The organism is Spirosoma litoris (assembly GCF_054776755.1).
In genome coordinates this window covers 1-17273 of the sequence record NZ_BAAHBI010000004.1, presented here as the reverse complement: position 1 = coordinate 17273, position 17273 = coordinate 1, and the positions used below count along the sequence as shown (strand labels likewise).

At 48.2% G+C, this 17273-nt stretch carries 14 protein-coding genes; 5 read left to right on the top strand and 9 right to left on the bottom strand.

Features of this window, described 5'->3' with window-relative positions; all coding sequences use genetic code 11:
• Positions 1 to 23 precede the first annotated feature (23 nt).
• From ACYVGR_RS02395 to ACYVGR_RS02375, 5 genes are all read left to right on the top strand, one after another.
• Positions 24 to 566: a hypothetical protein gene (locus tag ACYVGR_RS02395; RefSeq protein WP_460953652.1), complete on the top strand. Its 543-nt coding sequence runs from the start codon at positions 24 to 26 to the stop codon at positions 564 to 566.
• Between the two features lie 175 nt (positions 567 to 741).
• A complete protein-coding gene (locus ACYVGR_RS02390) occupies positions 742 to 3078 on the top strand; it encodes a TonB-dependent receptor (protein WP_460953650.1) in 2337 nt (778 codons plus the stop codon).
• Between the two features lie 86 nt (positions 3079 to 3164).
• Positions 3165 to 4031 carry a heme/hemin ABC transporter substrate-binding protein gene (locus ACYVGR_RS02385; RefSeq protein WP_460953649.1) on the top strand — a complete coding sequence of 289 codons (867 nt, stop codon included), beginning with the start codon at positions 3165 to 3167 and terminating at the stop codon, positions 4029 to 4031.
• Positions 4031 to 5098, top strand: coding sequence for a FecCD family ABC transporter permease (locus ACYVGR_RS02380; RefSeq protein ID WP_460953647.1), 1068 nt, complete (start codon positions 4031 to 4033; stop codon positions 5096 to 5098). The genes ACYVGR_RS02385 and ACYVGR_RS02380 overlap by 1 nt, the downstream gene beginning before the upstream one ends.
• Positions 5061 to 5870: a heme ABC transporter ATP-binding protein gene (locus tag ACYVGR_RS02375; RefSeq protein WP_460953645.1), complete on the top strand. Its 810-nt coding sequence runs from the start codon at positions 5061 to 5063 to the stop codon at positions 5868 to 5870. Before ACYVGR_RS02380 ends, ACYVGR_RS02375 begins: the two co-directional genes overlap by 38 nt.
• Before the next feature lie 119 nt (positions 5871 to 5989).
• Here the strand turns inward: ACYVGR_RS02375 and ACYVGR_RS02370 are convergent, their stop codons facing one another.
• The 9 genes from ACYVGR_RS02370 to ACYVGR_RS02330 all read right to left on the bottom strand — a co-directional run bounded on the left by ACYVGR_RS02370 (position 5990) and on the right by ACYVGR_RS02330 (position 17168).
• On the bottom strand, positions 5990 to 6157 hold the full coding sequence (locus ACYVGR_RS02370) for a hypothetical protein (protein WP_460953643.1): 168 nt from the start codon (positions 6155 to 6157) through the stop codon (positions 5990 to 5992).
• Positions 6158 to 6225: 68 nt separating this feature from the next.
• The gene (locus ACYVGR_RS02365; protein WP_460953641.1) at positions 6226 to 7029 is read right to left on the bottom strand and encodes an enoyl-CoA hydratase/isomerase family protein; all 804 of its coding nucleotides are present in this window, start codon (positions 7027 to 7029) and stop codon (positions 6226 to 6228) included.
• Positions 7030 to 7075: 46 nt separating this feature from the next.
• Positions 7076 to 7909, bottom strand: coding sequence for an alpha/beta fold hydrolase (locus ACYVGR_RS02360; RefSeq protein ID WP_460953639.1), 834 nt, complete (start codon positions 7907 to 7909; stop codon positions 7076 to 7078).
• 74 nt (positions 7910 to 7983) lie between these two features.
• Entirely contained in the window at positions 7984 to 8880 is an 897-nt protein-coding gene (locus ACYVGR_RS02355; protein WP_460953637.1) for a helix-turn-helix domain-containing protein, read from the bottom strand.
• 855 nt (positions 8881 to 9735) lie between these two features.
• Entirely contained in the window at positions 9736 to 11463 is a 1728-nt protein-coding gene (locus ACYVGR_RS02350; RefSeq protein ID WP_460953635.1) for a RagB/SusD family nutrient uptake outer membrane protein, read from the bottom strand.
• A gap of 22 nt (positions 11464 to 11485) precedes the next feature.
• Positions 11486 to 14752: a SusC/RagA family TonB-linked outer membrane protein gene (locus ACYVGR_RS02345; protein WP_460953634.1), complete on the bottom strand. Its 3267-nt coding sequence runs from the start codon at positions 14750 to 14752 to the stop codon at positions 11486 to 11488.
• Positions 14753 to 14961: 209 nt separating this feature from the next.
• The gene (locus ACYVGR_RS02340; protein WP_460953632.1) at positions 14962 to 16068 is read right to left on the bottom strand and encodes a FecR family protein; all 1107 of its coding nucleotides are present in this window, start codon (positions 16066 to 16068) and stop codon (positions 14962 to 14964) included.
• 55 nt (positions 16069 to 16123) lie between these two features.
• Positions 16124 to 16696 carry an RNA polymerase sigma factor gene (locus tag ACYVGR_RS02335; protein ID WP_460953630.1) on the bottom strand — a complete coding sequence of 191 codons (573 nt, stop codon included), beginning with the start codon at positions 16694 to 16696 and terminating at the stop codon, positions 16124 to 16126.
• Between the two features lie 223 nt (positions 16697 to 16919).
• A complete protein-coding gene (locus ACYVGR_RS02330; protein ID WP_460953628.1) occupies positions 16920 to 17168 on the bottom strand; it encodes an integrase core domain-containing protein in 249 nt (82 codons plus the stop codon).
• Between the last annotated feature and the right edge of the window lie 105 nt (positions 17169 to 17273).

Sequence of the window (17273 nt, the reverse complement as noted above, 5' to 3'; positions counted from 1 at the left end):
TCCTTCCCAGTAACTGAAAACGAATGCTCTTTGGCCGTATTCATATAGTCCGTACCCTTCTGGCAACAGCTGCGCTGGCTTTGCTGAGTGTGTATGGCTATTACTGTGCCCGTGAATGGGTGGCCAAATGGGTATTTGCGCACAAATCCTACTTTTCTGCCGATGAGCTTATTCTGATTACGGTCGCCAGAAAAGACATAACCAGCACAACCGCTTATCTGCTCAATGAAGGCGAATTTGAGTGGCACGGCGACATGGTGGATGTGCTGCATCGCGAAGTGCGTACCGACACAGTTTATATCTATGGCTTCCGGGACGAAGCCGAAACCAAATTGAAACAAGAAGCCGCCTGGTTGTATCCCGACAAAACCAGAGCTGATCAACCCCTAAATTCCCAGGTACGACGAGCTAAATGGCTTAGTCCGTTCATACTTCCCCGCTCGTCAATAATCGCTCCGATGGCCTGTCTCACCATGCCTGAATCGCAGCCTGTTTTTGCCTATTCTTCACCTCGCATCAGGATTCCGCTCCTGAAAGTAATTGCTCCCCCACCCAATTTTCGGTAGAGGCCAATCTAGCCGTACAGCCTACTTGTTTCTCCTTACGCGTCAGTACTACCATACTGATAAGGAGATGCCCTTACGCGTCTGTACAAGAAAATAGTTGCCAGCCTCACAGCCGGCACTTAGGAAAGGCGCGCCCTTTTCGAGACTTCTTTAGTTAAAAAATTAGCAACCTCCTATGAAATCAGCCTCTATCAAATACAGTATTTTACTATTTTTTCTGGTCTGTTACAGCCCGGTGTTGCTTGCCCAGATGGCAATCACCGGCCGTATCGTTGACCCTACCAATTCGCAGCCTATTGCCGGAGCCACTGTGCTGATCAGCGGGACAACGCGCGGCACAACAGCCGATGACAAAGGTCAATTTACGCTGCCTGCCAACGCGGGCGACCAATTACAGTTTTCAGCCATTGGTTATCAGAGCCTTACGGTAGGCGTAAAAGAAACGACGCGTACCCTGACGATTGAACTGGACCCATCCAATACCGATCTGAACGAAGTGATCGTGGCGGGTTACTCAACTCCGCAAACGATTCAGCGGACGGCGGGCGCGGTTGGCCTGATTACCAGCCGCGATATTCAGCGGACGAATGGGATTCACCTGCAAAACTACGTAAACCTGATACCGGGTGTTCGCGTAGAAATGCGGACCATAGCCGCCGGGAACCGGATCGTTATTCGTGGCTACGGCAACCAGACGAACTTCAATGGCGTCGGCTACAAAGCGTACCTGAACGATATTCCCCTGACTGATGCCGACGGCACAACGTTTCTGGACGATGTGGATTTTACCACCCTGAGCCGGGTTGAGGTATTGAAAGGGCCCGGATCGAGTGCCTATGGCAATGCAATTGGGGGCGTCGTCAACTTCTATACCGAACGGGCACCTATCGGCAAAACGAGCATCAGTCAGCAAGTACTGGGAGGCTCGTATGGCCTGTTTCGTACAAACACGTCCATAAAAACGGGTTCAGATAATACCAGTCTGAACATCAACTATGGCCACCAGAAATACGATGGTTTCCGGCAGCATGGCGGTTCGCAAAAAGACTTTCTAAGCATCACCAGTGATACCTATATGAGTGCCAAACGGTCGATGTCGGTCTTTGTAGGCTATACCAATTCGTATGATTTGCTAGCAGGGGAAATCGATAGCGTGGCCTTGTATAATGCGCCGGAAAGCTCCGATCCAGCCTATGTAGCGAATAATGCCAGTATCAAAACGGAAAGTGCCCGGGTTGGCGTCAGTCACAACTATCAGTTTACGGATCGGTTCTCCAACAAAACAACCATTTTTGTTGGTGGTCAGGTTATTGACCAGCCCTTTGCTGCTGGGGTCAATAAGACAAACAAGTTCAAATTCGGCGGCCGTACCGTATTTGCGTATACGAATGATGCCAGCCCATTGCGGCCAACTCTAAGTATTGGTGGCGAGTTTTTAAAGAACTTCAACTTTGCAAAAGGGTACGGGCTAACGAGTGGTGTTCTGGGAGCGCTCCGTTCCGATCTGGAAATCCAGGCCATGCAATACAGTATTTTTGCCCAGGCAGCCCTCCAGATAGCCCCGAAATTGACCTTGTCGGCGGGAGCAGGTCTGAATTATGTTGAATATGGCATAACCGATATGCGGGCGGCAACAAGTACGTATGTCAACGTATCCGGCTACAAACGGTTCACGCCCATTTTATCGCCCCGTGGTGCGCTGGCTTATCAGCTAACAAACGATATATCATTGTACGCCAGCGTCAGTCAGGGCTACTCCGCACCGGGTACGAATCAGGTCGTTATTGCACAGACTGGCGTGGTGAACTATAATTTACGCCCTGAATTAGGCACCAACTTCGAGATTGGCAGCAAAGGGAGCTTTTTAAATAAATCGCTTACCTACGAAATTGCTTACTTCAGCATGGCCGTAACGGACAAACTTGTTCCGCAGGGTTTCACCGCAACCTCAACGGTGCCCGCCTATTCGATTACTACCAACGCCGGGAAAGTACAGCATAACGGGTTGGAATTTGCCCTTCAGTATGCGTATCGTCCAGGTGCCGGAGCCCTATCGCTGATTCGTCCGTTTTTGGCTTATACCTACAGCAATTTCTATTACAAGGATTACAAGAGCGACAATAACAACGACGCCAAAACAGTCGATTATACTGGAAAGAAAGAGTCGGGCATTGCGCCAAATCTGCTGAATATTGGCGTTGATGTTGAAGTTCGGCCCGGTTTCTATCTGAACGGAACCATGATGTACGTCGATAAAATGCCAATTAATCTGCCTAACAACCATTTTGCGCAGGCGTATACGCTGGTTAATGGCAAGCTGGGTTACCGTAGCGCATTGGGAAGTCACTTCAATCTGGACGTGTATGTCGGCTCAGACAACATGCTAAGCAGTACGTATTCATCGCTGGTTTTCCTGAACCTTGCGAATCCAGCCAATAACCTGCCATTAGCCTACAATCCATCTCCGAAAATCACCTTCTATTCAGGGGCGATGCTGAAGTACATATTTTAGCTCATTAGTATAGAGTATAGAGACCGGTCCGCCGTGGTCCGGCATTCCGGTCTCTACTTAAAAACTAGTTAACCGTTTCCCAATCTATGAAACAAACAAAATTTCCTGCAATACTTCTTCTTGTCACTCTCCTCGCGGCCTGCACATCTACGCAAAAAGATCAGGCAGAAACCACAACCAAACAGCGGATTGTCTGTGTTGCCAAACAACTGACTGAACTGATTTATGCCCTCGGCGCTGGTGATCAACTGGTGGGTGTGGATCTGTCGAGTACATATCCACCGGCGGCTCAGAAACTGACGAAAGTGGGCTACCATCGGATGCTCAATGCCGAAGGCATCATTGCCCTCAAGCCAACGGTTGTTTACCACGACGGTAACGTCGCGCCAGAAGCGGTGATGGACCAGTTAAAAAAGGTTGGTGTACCCATGAAGGTGTTCCCAGATGCGCATACCATTCCTGAAGTTAAAGCGCTGTTTGATACGTTAGCCGCCCAGTTCGGGGCGCAGAAGCAGGCCGATAGCCTGAAAACGAAGCTGGATGCTGATCTGGCTAAAGCGGCTGAAAGCGTGAAACAGTACAAAACCACGCCTAAAGTTGCTATCATTCATTTTGGGCGGGTAATCAATAATTACCTGGTTATTGGCAAGGCGGGAACGGCGTCCTATATGCTCGATCTGGCCGGCGGCAAAAACGTGATGGACACGCTCAAAGGCATGAAACCACTCAGCCCGGAAATTATCAGCAAAGCCCAGCCCGACATTATTCTGGTGACAGATTTTGGCTATGATCGCCTGGGGAATGCCGAAAAGTTAGCTACGCTCCCCGGCATCGCCCTGACGCCCGCAGGCAAGAATAAAAAGATTTACCGCATCGAGGAACACGACCTGATTTACCTTGGCCCTCGCACGGGCGAGAATATTCTGATGCTCATGAAGTTAATCCACCAGTAATGAAATTATCATCGTTAACGCCGGGAAGCTGGTATGCACTTTTGGCCGTTCTGCTGCTGGTATCAATGGTAGCGGCTCTGCGGATTGGTGCCGTCGACTTAACCTTCGACGATATCGGCCATATCCTGCTAAATGGCACGGGCCTGTCAACGCCTACCGTCGATCCAGTTTCGCAGGGGCTTTTTCTACAAATCCGTCTTCCAAGAGTGTTGCTATGTGCTACTGTTGGGGCCGGCTTATCGGTGTCGGGCGTACTGATGCAAGCATTATTCCGCAACCCCATTGTTGAGCCGGGACTGGTTGGTACCAGTTCCGGTGCGGCCTTGGGGGCAGCCTTGGTGTTTGTACTCGGCAAGAACATCAACTGGGCATTTACGGATGCGCTGGGCTTATTTCTGCTCCCCTGCGTCGCGTTTACGTTTGCCTTTCTGGCAACATTACTTGTCTATCGGATTGCGTCGATACGTGGTAAAGTGAACGTAGCTACGATGATTCTGGCAGGCATTGCCATCAACGCCCTGGCAACGGGCGGTACAGGGTTTCTGTCCTACATTGCCCGCGACCCACAGGCTCGTTCAATTACGTTCTGGAATCTGGGTACTTTTTCCGGAGCCGACTGGACCCAGTTTGCCATTGTATTGCCCGTTACAATGATTGGGATTCTACTGGCACTACGATTTACCAAAGCCTTGAACATTCTTATCTTGGGAGAAGATGAAGTGCGTCACCTTGGCTATAACATCGACCGGCTCAAGATTCAGATCCTGTTATTAAACACGCTGCTGGTGGCTACCGGAACAGCGATGGTCGGCGTGATTTCATTTGTTGGGCTGGTGGTTCCCCATCTGCTGCGATTACTAAAAACATCAGACAATCGATTTCTGGTTATCGCATCAGCGTTGCTGGGCGGTTCGTTGCTTACCCTGGCCGATACCATTGCCCGTCGATTGGTGGCGCCTGCCGAATTTCCGATTGGTGTTATTACCGCATTTGTTGGTGCACCCGTATTTATCTGGCTGCTTGTACGAAATGCCCAATCGTTTCAAAAAGGAGGATTCTATGCTTAGGGCCGAAAATCTGTCATTTCAAATCGGTGATAATCTTCTCATTAACGATGTATCGCTGACCTTGGCTCCCGGCGAATTTACAATGGTTTTAGGCCCGAACGGAGCGGGGAAAAGTACGTTACTTAAACTGCTGACGGGCATTGAATCACCTGATCAGGGACAGGTCTGGTACGGCGACCAGCCACTGAAGTCAATTCCACTTCCTACCCTTGCCAAACAAAAAGCCGTACTTTCCCAACTGCTATCCCTTCCGTTCGATCTAAGCGTAGCAGAGGTAGTTATGATGGGCCGTTACCCATACTTTGACCTTAATCCCACCAGCCAGGATAAACAGATTGCCGATGCCTGCCTGGAAGCGGTGGGAATGTTCTTGTTCAAAACCCGTGCGTTTACGTCGCTTTCGGGAGGAGAAAAACAAAAGGTACACCTGGCGCGGGTGCTCGCTCAGTTACATCGACAGCCAGCCGATCAGTCCGTAAAATATCTCTTCCTCGACGAGCCAATTTCGGCCCTCGACATTTACTATCAGCACCAGATTTTAGGTCTGGTGCGTGAGTTAGCCACACAGAATATGATCGTGTTTGCTATTGTACATGATATTAATCTGGCCCTGCAATACGCCCAGAAAGTAATCCTGATTGATCAGGGGCGTATTTATGGAATTGGCAGTTCAGATCAAGTCCTTACAGAAACCGCCGTTGAACAGGTGTTCAAGCTTAAACCGTATTTTATGACGCACCCTGAAACCGGCAGACGGGTTATGATTTGCTGATTTACCAGTGTTTTAGTTGACGATAGCCATGTAATTCTGTCTTATTCAAAAGCGTTTACTTTTCTGCTTACTGTTGTATTTGCCAGCCCTATTCTGAGCCACCTTACTCAATTTAAGCGTCAAAATAGTATTTTACCGTTAGGCCAGTGACAAATCACATCGACGGGGTTAATGCTGATGGCTTTTACCTGCACCGGCACGTCATCGCTTTTAATAACTGGCTTCGGTAGGTCTATGTATTCCAGTTTCTCTACGCCACCGGGTTCGTTGAGAATAATTGCTTTCATGGTAGAAAACGCAATAGGATTAAGCTAAAAGAGGATGGACGGGTTTTAGCCCATCCACCCTTTTTTTATTAAAGGTATTTGGCAAGATTCAGCTCAACATCGCCATAGGTTTGCAAACCTTGCTGCAGTAAGGCTTTGATCCTTGTTCTGGCTTCAGGTTCGGTCAGTGAGATAAAAAAAGCCGTTTGGGTTTCCATCAGGTGCTCATTCTTAGGGATGGTCACCCGTGCGTTCATCGTTGCCTTTATTTTTTTGATGATTTTCAGGTCAAACGAAGCAATACGATTAGCTAGCTTTTCGACAAAGACATCCAACTCGCTATCGGCAAAGGCCCGATTAATCCAACCATAGGCAGCGGCTGTTTCGGCATCAAAATCATACCCACTTAAGATAATCTCCAACGCTCTTGCTTTGCCTGTCAGCAGAGGCAAACGCTCCAATCCGCCACCGCCAGGGAACGAACCGACACCAATTTCGGGCTGGGCAAAAATCGCTTTTTCCTTACTGGCGAAACGCATATCGAATGCCTGAATGAACTCGCTGCCTAAGCCTCTGGCCCGACCGCGAATGGAAGCAATGCTGACAAAAGGCGCTTGCTCCAACCGTTTCGCTATATCGGGCCAGGATTTGGAAAGGCCGGTTCTCCCCTCTCCTTTGGGATAATCGGCACTATTCACTAATTCGGCATGGGCCACATAAAAGTCAGGATTGGCGCTTTCAAAAACCACTACTTTCAGGTTTTCGTTGGCTTCCAACTCGTCCATCAGCGTTCTGAGCTGTATCGAAAATTCGGGGTCAAATATATTTACAGGCGGATGATCAATGCTTACTTTCCAGTAGGCGTCGCTTACTTTGGTGGTTGTGAAAATCATGATATGTTCTGGTTATTCGTTAACTGAAAAACAGTTGGACTACCGACTAGCCCAGGAATACGGCTATATAAGCGGCAATCAAGGCTGGTTCCTGATGCTGTAGCCCGTGGCCAGCATCATTGAGGATGATGTGTTGAAGAGAAGGCGCATTTCGCAAAAGCGGAAACCAGTTTTCGACGGCAAAACTGATATCGTGATCGGCCGAGATAACCAATACAGGATTATCGAGCGTTTTGTATTGCCCCCGGAAGTCCTGTTTGTCTTCTTTCATAGAAGCCGAACCGGCAAAATATCGTTGGAAGAGTTCTGAAGTGGCTGGAATTTTACGTCTGTCGAGTCTTTTGGCAATTCGCTCACTGGAAGCTTGCGCGGCAGCACGACTTTTGGCAGACGCTGGCTCAAAGAAAAGAATGGTTTCGTCGTCCAAGTCATTATCGGGTTTTAGCGCCCGTTCAAAGAAAAGATTTTCGAAGGGCACCGCATTGGTTCCGGGAGGATTGGTACCAATCAGGACTGTCTTCAATGCGCGATCTTTATGCCGAAAAAGGGCTGCCTGCGCAACCAATCCGCCATACGACCAGCCCGCTACGTAAAATTTGTTGTAGCCTAACTGATCCATTAACTGGATGCCTACTTCCGCTACCTCCGTAATATCGGGAGACAGCTCCCCCTGCGAATCTCCTGTGCCGGGATAATCAAAAAGGACGAGGGTATACGTTGCGGCAAGGGGATCGAGAAAGAGCGGGTCCCAGGTATCGAGTATGCCTCGAAAACGGTTGTAAACCAATACGGATTTACCTTGTCCAAACCGTCGATAGGCCAGTTGCAGGCCATTGAGTATGGTAAATGTGGTTTCGGAATCAGAAAAGTTTGTATTCATAAACGTGCTGCGTTCTGTGCGCACAAAGTTGAATAACGCCTATTTCTGACTGTTAACACAAAGCCCGGAAAGGCTTATACATTTCCCTGATCCCTGATTTTGGTAGGCGAAACGCCTTTCGTTTTTTTGAACAACTTTGAAAAGTACGGAACGTTGTCAAAACCTAGCTGGTAGGCTATATCGCTCACATTCAGATCGGTTTGTAGCAAAAGAATTTCAGCCTGCTCGGTAATGTAGTCGTGTATCAGTTGAATGGTACTTTTCCCGGTTTCATCGCGTACCAGATCAGTAAGGTAATTTGGCGATAAATTCAGCTCCCGGGCAATGGCCGTAACCGTTGGTAAGTTTTGAACGGGCTTTGACAGATCATTATAATGGCGCTGTAGTACCGTTTTTACTTTCGACGCAACCGCAACGGGATAGTTTTCAGCTTCCCTAAACTGCCGCTTATAATACAGGTCGGCATAGGTGAGAATGACGTTTACTAACGACAGGATAACATCTACATTCGCCTTGTTTCTATTGTCGACCAGTTCGTAATGAATCTTTGTGAACAGCCAGGTAATGGTCTGTTCCTCTTCGGGAGTCATAAATAGCGCGTCGTTGATTTCGTAGCTGAAATACTTGTACTGCGTGATTTTGCTGGCTACCGGATGCTTTTTAATCAGGTCTGGGTGGAATACAAAGGCGTATCCGTCCCAGAAGGTAAGCGCATCCCAGGAGACTACTTGTCCGGGTTCACTTAATAGCATCAACCCATTGTCGGTATTGTATTTAGCCTTGCCATATTTAATGTCGCCGGGGAAATTTTTCTTCAACGAGACTTTGTACAAATTGACCTGTATCTCGCTGCTGGATTTGGGGAAATTAGGGATCGCCTGTTTGCAAACGCGGCTGTCCATCAGCGGATGAAGCGGGGCTGTCAGATTCAGGTATTTGTTATATTCGGTCAATTCATTAAATACTCTCATGGGTCTGATTGGCAAGAAGTTAAGAAATGGCTAATACCATTCTATTTAGGGCAAATCCCTGAAAGTTTTTATTAAGTAAAAGATGTTAGCGACGGCTTGGGTACCCTGTGGGTTTATCACATTCTTGGTATGGAAGAATGCGGATATCATAAGAATAGTTCTTAGGTGATTCATGTCCTCAGAATACCCATGGAGGAATCCGTTGTGGAAATGAGATAAACCCCGCTTTTGCGATCATCTATAGAGTTAATCGCCTACAAATCAGCCGTCGTACGGGACTGCAAATATTTGCAATGCTTTGAGCGAATAGGCGTGCTGAGAGCCGAAAAGAAGTGGAAAGAAATCCTGTTTATTAGTGTTGACCTCTTCAATTTGTTACGCCAGTAGCCCGATTATCCATCTGCCTTATGATGTAACCTATGTCAATTGGCTTGTCTAAACTAGTACTCGTCCAATTTAGTTTCTATAGATCCTTTGGGTTCTATCGTCTTTGATTATCAGCACAATAGGACCAACCGCGCGGGCGGCCCCGAGAATCTATAGAATCCCCTAAAGTCTATTTTGTCAAAGCACTAATTCATATTCATCGTACACAAAAAGGTCATGGATCATCATTAATTGAACTTTTTGAAACTAGTGGTTAAAACCGTCCAGAAAAACGTCACGTATTGCTATTTGACGAACTACTTAATTGCCTGTAAATTAATTGGTTGACTTTAAATTGGACGTACAGAACCACGACCACGAAACCCTCGCTATTACTTCCCTAGCCTAGAGTAAATCAGTTATAGACAGAGGAGTAATAGCGAGACTTCATTCATAATAAAACGGGCTCTCTCATATACGAGGACCCAGTTAATAACCGGGATTTTGTTTTAGTTGGGGCGAGACATTTAATACGTTCTGCCCTATAGGGAAAATAGCAGTATGACTATCCGCATCCGGCTGTTTGTCCCACCAGGTGCCGGTATTGAATACGCCCCAGCGGATCATATCCGTACGCCGACGAGCTTCTACCAGAAACTCCCGGCCCCACTCATCAAGCATCTCCTGATCTGTTAATTGACTTCCGTCCGCTTTATACAAGCTGGGGGAGTTTGCCGGATAATTTCGTGCTCTAACCGTATTGAGAAGTTTAGCAGCTCCCGCTTTATCCCCTGCCCGGTATTTACATTCAGCCAGCGAATAATAGATTTCCGCTAACCGGATTTCTGCGTAAGCCGACGAAATTTTGTTGGCATCACTGCTCGGATAGTAGGGGTATTTCACGGGTGTAAGACCGGAATTCTGATCAGCGTTATTCATGTTCGACGTCTTATCCGCAATTTTGGTACCTGGCTTGGCTGCTAAGAACATGCCCACCTGATCCCGGAAGAACAAGGGATAAGGGCCTTTCGTCGAGCGTACCGTATCGAGTTTACCAGCCGAATTGGTATAGGGCAGGTAACCTTGCAAAAACATACCTTCCCGTTTGCTGTTGCCCAGGTTCTTATAGGTTTTTAACCGGACGTCATCGGGGTATTTCATGAACTTCAAATACGGTTTACCCAGCGCAAAACTATACTCAGTGCTGTCTACATCCCGGCCCGGCTGAAGGGCATATTTGGGGTTGGCCGTCCCAAAATCGGTAAAGCCAAAATAAAACGTAGCATTGACCGGCAGCATCCAGAAATACATGCCTGAGTCGTACTGCCAGTGGGTCAGCCCAAAGCTACCGGGAAAGCCAAAGACGGTTTCCGCCGACGTTGGATTGGTGTAATCGAAGGGAGCATCCCAACGAGTTTCCAGGGCGTATTGACCGTATTTGCCATCTATAATATCCTGGCAGACGGCCGCGCAGTCGGCAAAGTGATCGGTTCCTGTATATACTTTGGCATTCAGATACAGACGTACCAACAGGGCTGCGGCTCCGCCCTGCGTCCAGCGCCCAATGGCGTTAGCGCCCAAACCCTGGCGAGTGGGTAGTTTAGGAATGGACTCTTTCAACTCCTTTTCGATGAAGTTAAACGCTTCCTGCGGGGGAACCTGTGGTCCACCCTGCGTTTCGCCTTTTACTTTGGTCACGATTACGATGTTGCGATAAAAATCCAGCAGCCTCAGATTAAGCCAGGCTCGCAACGTACGTACCTCCGCGGTCATGTCATCGAGTTCGGCCTGCGTCATGCTAAATTTCGATGGATCAGTAATGCCCTGCAAATCCTCTAACGTATTGGTGGCTAGCGTGATACCTCCATACAGCGCGTTCCAGGCATCACTGGTATAGCCATCGTTGGGCGTCCATGTGTGGTTGTGAACCCGTTGGTATTGGCCACCATCAAACCAGTCGCCCTGCCGGTTCGGGGTCATTAATTCGTCGGAACTATCCTCCTGAAGCATAAAGGTCGAGCCGCCCTGAATCGTCCAGTAGCTGTGTTCGAACGGGCGTAGAAAATCCCGGATAACATCGTTTTTGGTTTGCAGAAAATTTCCCGACGTAATCCGGTCAGATAATACTTCGTCCAGATTAGTGCAGCCACTGGCCCCCAAAAGGAATAGCGAGACCGATGCACTGCGTATAGCGTTGACTAGTTGGTTGCGTTTCATGAGTTGAATCAGCAGCATAAGATTAAAAAGTGACCTGAAGACCTAGTAAAAGCTGGGTCGTGGAGGGGAAATAATTCAGCGTACCATTGTTGTCGCTGTTGGTGTTGAGGCCCGGATACAACCCGTTTACCTGAATCAAATCCGGATCGCCCCCGGTGAATTTGGTGAAGGTCTTCAGATTACGGGTCGTTGCATAGATGCGTACCGAGCGGAGAAACTTACTCGTCACGGGCTGCGTATAGCTCAGGGTCACATTGTCCACTTTGACGAAACTGCCGGGCTCCAGAAAGTAGTCGGAGAGCGAGGAGTATGTGGCCGGGTTCGTTAATTTAGAATATTTGCTACCGTTATAGGCGGAGGCCAACGTATTGACATTCTGCTGGGTAGAGGGCGTGCCTAAATAAAAGGCGTAGATATTGAAAATCTTGTAGCCAAACGTGCCGCGCAGGAATACGCTTAAATCCCATTTTTTGTATTTGAGATTATTCGTCAGCCCCCCTGAAAACGTAGGCAAGCCATTCCCTACAAACTGCTTGTCATCGTTGCTGGCTTTATTCGCCGGGATTACGTCACCATTTTTCTTGTAGACGAGCAAAGCTCCGGTTTCGTCGACACCAGCCGAACGGAGCATATAAAAGCTGCCGATCCGGGTGCCTTCCTGCAAGCGTTGGGCATTCCCTGGACTGCCGGGAGCAGGCATACTGACGACATCCACGAAGGTCTGCCCTTTATAGGCATCACTCGAAAAGGAAACAAACTGATTGCTGTTGGTCGCTCCGGCAAAGGTTACGTTGTAGCTGAAATTCTTGTTCGAAACGATGCCCGCCGTCAACTGAATTTCCAGACCCGAATTCCGCATCGTACCAACGTTGGCAAAGGTCGATCCCTGTACGTTCGGCGGATTCGGTACTGAATAGGAACCTAGCAAATCTTTGTTCGTGCGAACATAATAGTTCAGACTACCCGTTAATCGACTATTCTTGAACACATCGAAATCAATACCCACGTTAAAGTTGATGGCTTTTTCCCAGCGCAGATCGTAGTTGGTATTCTGGCTAGGCCCCCAAACCTGATAGGACGTTCCGTTGTAGAGGTAATAGCCGTAGCCGCTGTAGGTATCCAGCGAGAGGTAATTGCCGAAATCCTGGTTACCGGTCACCCCATAATCGGCTCGTAATTTCAGTTCGTTCAACCAGGGAAGACCCTGGGCAAATTTCTCTTGGGTGATGCGCCAGCCCACTGAAGCGGCCGGAAAATTACCCCACTTGTTGTCGAACCCGAATTTTGACGATCCTTCCCGGCGTAAACTCGCCGACAGATAATACTTCTGGTCGTAATCGTAATTGACGCGTCCGAAGAAAGCGGCCAGTTTCGAGTTGTTTCGGTACGAGCCAACGTTGTTGATGCCCTGTTGCAAATTCCATAGACCGGTGCCTAGGTTATTATACGTCAGCACGTCGGAGGGAAAGTTTTCATTGGACGCGTTAAAACCGGAAGCCGTAAAATACTGATACGAATACCCCGCCAGTAATTTTACCGAATGTTTCTGCGTTTCCAGGGCATAGTTACCCGTCCACTCAAAGCTTTTCTGATCATTTTCAACCAGCGCCTGAGAAGCGGTATTCCGCTTAGTGCCATTCACTACCGTCGTCAGCGTAGAAGGTGTAAATCCTTCATTTCGGAAGGCGGAGTTAACTTCTCCCACCGTAACTTGAGTCGATAAATTATTTAGCAGGTTTAGCTTAAACGAACCATTGATATCCAGGTACTTTACTTCTTGTTGATTCAAGACATTTTTGGCGCGCTCGATCGGGTTATTGGCAAAAAAACCAGTGGTTATGTATGCATACTGACCCGAATTGTCATAAATAGATTGCGTTGGATTTAAAGTCAGGGCATAATTGAATCCGCTATAATCCGCCAGATTGGTTTTGGTATACCGGGGCGCTGCGGTGAATGTAATGGCATACAAGTTATTTGCCGAGGTGTGGTTAATGTTCACCCGACCACCGTATTCCTGTTTTGACGAACGCAAGTCGATACCCGTCGCATTCCGATAGTCCACCGACGTGAAATAGTTGGTTTGTCCATTGCCGCCCGAAAACTGGAGGGTATGTTTCTGCGAAAAAGCGGGATTCCGGCTAACGGCTTTCATCCAATCCGTGTTCCCGCCCAGATCGACGCCCCGTTTGTTGGCCAGAAACTGATCCTTGGAAAGTATCGGCAGTTGGTTAGTGATATAATCAAACGAAGTGTAGCCATCGTAAAAAATTCGTGACTCTGAGGAGCCTTTCTTCGTGGTAATCACAATTACGCCGTTACTGCCGCGCGTTCCATAAATGGCGGAAGCTGCCCCGCCTTTCAGGACGTCGATGGACTCAATCTCATTCTGGTTGATGTTATCCAGATTACCGCCTGGTACGCCGTTAATAACAAACAGAGGTCCCAGGCCCGCGCTGCGCGACGAAGCGCCCCGGAGCTGAATATTCGGGGTAGAGTTCGGATCACCCGCGGCTGTGTTGGTAACCGATAGCCCCGCTACTTTCCCCTGGATAGCCATTAAAGGGCTGTTACTGCCAACTCGCAATAAATCCGACGAGGATAAATGCGTCACGGCACTGGTCACTTCCTTCCGGCTCAGCGACCCGTAACCCACCACGACCACTTCATTGATCGATTTCACATCCGGCTTTAGCTGAACCGATATATTCGTCTGATTCCCGACAGCGACTTCCTGAGAGGTATAGCCCACAAAACTAAAAACCAGCGTCTGCGGTCCATCGGGAATGGTTAAGCGGTAGGTCCCCGAAGCATCTGTCACCGCCCCACGCGTTGCTCCCTTCACCAGAACACTCACCCCCGGTAAGCCTTGTCCTTTTTCATCCGATACGACCCCGGTAACTGTTCGCTCGGCTGGTGCTTCGACGCCCTCGAAAGGCTGGCCCAATTGAATGCTGATAGGATCGTCAATCGTACGGGCCAGAACTATCTGTTCGCCAGCAATACTGAAGTTGACTTTCAACGGAATGAGCAGCTTTTCCAGCACCTCTTTTAGGGTACCGTTCATGACCCGCATCGTCACCAGTTGTTTGGAGCGGACAATTTGGGGACTATACGAAAATTTAACATTAGCGGCTTTTTCAATGCTACGCAGTACAGACTTGATGTTCTGATCCTGAATGGTTAAGCTCACTCGTCGCGCGAGAAGCTCCTGTGCCGAAACATCGCTGGCCCACGAGACTCCCATGAAAAGCAACGCGATCACGAGTTGCAGGCACGTAAGTTTCATAAACCTGAAAAAATAAAAGTTTAGGTTTTTCATGCGGTTACTACAATTAGTTGGTTTGAGAAATTAACGAATGCACTTCCGCCAGATCGCTACAGAATAGGTTGGCGCATACTTGTTTTGCCAACGGGTTTGTCCCCGTTTATACAGGAGAGTTTGGTGTATACATAGTTTTGTTAGGTTAAAAATGGATCCGACAGTCAGGGAATGGTTTACTCATGCTGGCAGTTACCGCCACTGATAAGGACCTGACCATCAATTAGTTCATAGGTAGCTCCAATCGTGCGACATATAATGTTTATTTTCTGCTCGAAGGATTCATTGGTCATTGACGAAGTCAATTGACAACCGGTCAAAACCTCCTTGTTGTAGCGAATGTCAATGCCGTACGCTGCCTTTAATTCCTCCAATACCTGAGGGATGGGAGTATCGTTGTAGACAAAGGCAGGGGTTTTCTTCTGCCGAGTTAGGGTGGGAATCAGGCTGGGGGTTTCCACCAGCATTTTATCAAACTGGTCGGTTTGCCGGTTGAAGACCACCTGCTGGTTAGGCGATAACATGACACCTTTCGGCCGGGTCAGTGAATTGGCTGGCCCATTTCGGTAGACCGATACCTGACCCGATTGGACCCGAATCTGAACTCGGTTTTCCGTAGCAAACGCCCGGACGGTAAACCGTGTACCCACCACCTTTGTAATAACTTCGTTGGCATGCACAAGAAAGGGTCTTTTCGAATCGCTGGTAACGGCAAACGTCGCTTCGCCGGATAAGTATACGATTCGCTTTTGCTGACCGAAGTCAGCGCCATAGGTTAGTCGACTATCTGGAGCCAATGAGACTACCGACTGATCAGGCAGTCGGAGCGTCTGTAGTTGTTGACTCGTATTTACTTTTTCAGAAAATGTTTGGTTGAGTGTGGCCAGTTGTTGCTCATAGAGCGAGGTACGGTGGGTGGCTTGCCACCAGATGCCGAGGCCCAGGGCTAAAAAAACGGAGGCTGCAGCTACCCACCCTATCCACCCAACCCGACGGACAGGTGTTTTTTCCTTACCTAGCTGCGCATTAGTTTGTTGAATCCGAATCAGGAGTTGCTGGATAGTATCCTCGGGCAAATATGTTTGGGCATATTCATCCAGCCCCAACCGAATAGCGGCCAATAAATCAACGGCCAATTGCCATTCGGTTTGCCGGTCAGGATGGTCTTTGAACCAGTTCTCCCAGAAGTGAGCCGACTGGGCCGTTGGAGTAAGCTGATGATAAACAAAGAGATCGTCCGTTAAAAAGTCGGCGGCTGTAAAGGTCTCGTAAGGGGGCTGCACGGGCTACTGATTTTGTCAGTAGATGACAGCTTTTGAAAAACGTACTCACTAAAACCTAAAAAAAAATTGAAAAAATTAAAAAAGGTAGGGCAACCCATCGGCGTAGCTTCTCTACAGCCCGGAATACCAGGTTTTTAGCCGACTGCTGATTGACAGCCAGCAACTCACCAATTTGGTTGTAATCCATGTTTTCTACGAAGCGTAGTTTCAGGGCTTCCTGCTGGCGTGGGGGAAGCTGGGCAATGAGTCGCTGCAACCGCTGTTGGCGTGTGCTGGCAGCTTCCAATTCTTCCAATAATTCGACTTCGTTGGTTTCAGCCCAAAGCATTTCATAGTCAGCCTCCTCTAAGGATTGACTTGGGCGCTCTTTTCGTTCGAGCAGGTGAATAATCCGTATTTTAAGCGCTTTTAGTAAATAATGACGAACGTTATCGGGGGTAGTAAGCCGGGTTCGTTTCGCCCATAATTCGGTAAAAACATCATGCACACAGTCCAGGACAAATGCTTCTGAGGCCGCCACTAAACTCATTCCGTACCGGTACATCGCCCGAATGTGGTTCTGATACAGGTGTGTATAGGCTTCTTCATCTCCAGCCTGGAAAGCTTTCCAAAGTTGTTGCTCGTTCACATTATTGAGTTAATTCGACTACTCAACCTTATAGGAAAGTATACTGTTGAGTGCAATCTGCTAAGTTGGTCCATAACCAATCTGATGGCTGGCCTGAATTATCGTATCAAGCAACTTTAGTTGCTTTTATAATGGGCAAGTATGAGATTAAAATTGTGGTAACTAAACGACTATGGACTAAAAGTCCATAAGTTTAAAAGCGGATGAAATGAGGTGGTCCGATTTAGCGGCACACTGAATTTGTCAGATTTGTAAAGTACTCCTGTTCAAATTGCTCAGGGCTTTGGTAGCCCAGCGACGAATGCTTTCTTAACCGATTGTAATATAACTCAATGTAGTCGAAGAGTTCGGTTTGTGCATCTTCCACAGTTAAAAATACTCCGCTTTCCAGTAATTCCGCCTTTAGGCGGCTCCACAACGACTCGGCAAAGGCATTATCGTAGGGATCGTAGGGATCGTCGGCTCGGCTCATGCTGGGCCTGATTCGCCATAATCGTACTAACTCTTTCAACTCAGCTGTATCGCCCTGAAATAGCTTGACAATTTTAGGGCTTATTTTGAGTGACTAATATAACAC